A 538-nucleotide genomic window follows, 5' to 3' on the forward strand; every position below is an offset into this window, starting at 1 on the left:
CTATCATCGTGTGCTAATGCACCTCTATCCCGTGTAAGACGAGTCATCTGATAGAGGGCAGAGTATTTGATATCTTGTTTACCATCAACATCTCTTGCCCCATTGTAGTCAGCCTGTATAGCTTCTTCCCTGACAATGAGACGATGTGAAGACATAACTGGTTCAAGGTTCTCAATAATACGAAGTTCTTTCTGTCCTTTACTTCTGAACTCTTCCAGAGAACACTGATGATGTTTAATGAGCACTGGTTGAAACACCTTACCAAACATACCATCACCAAAGTTGGATTCAAATACCACTTCATTTACTTTCCAACGTTTAGCAATACGAGCAAGTTTCTCAAGGGTAGTATCTTCATACCCACCCCTCATACCACCCACTTCCATTAGATAGATGTAGCCATTAAGCATATACAACACTGCGTAAGCTGTTTCATCTTTACCCCTACCACTTGGGTCAATAACAAGAATACGTTGAAGGTAGGAGCTTGTAGACGTGCTGGCGACGTGATAACGATGATACTTGTCACCTTTCAATC

Annotated in this window: 1 protein-coding gene; it reads right to left on the minus strand. The window is 41.6% G+C overall.

Annotated elements, in window-relative coordinates; all coding sequences use genetic code 11:
- On the minus strand, positions 1 to 538 hold a 538-nt coding region (gene terL, locus HL054_RS22225), incomplete at both ends, for a phage terminase large subunit (RefSeq protein WP_369141305.1).

It is taken from the genome of Modestobacter versicolor (assembly GCF_041028285.1).
Lineage (GTDB): Bacteria > Actinomycetota > Actinomycetes > Mycobacteriales > Geodermatophilaceae > Modestobacter > Modestobacter versicolor_A.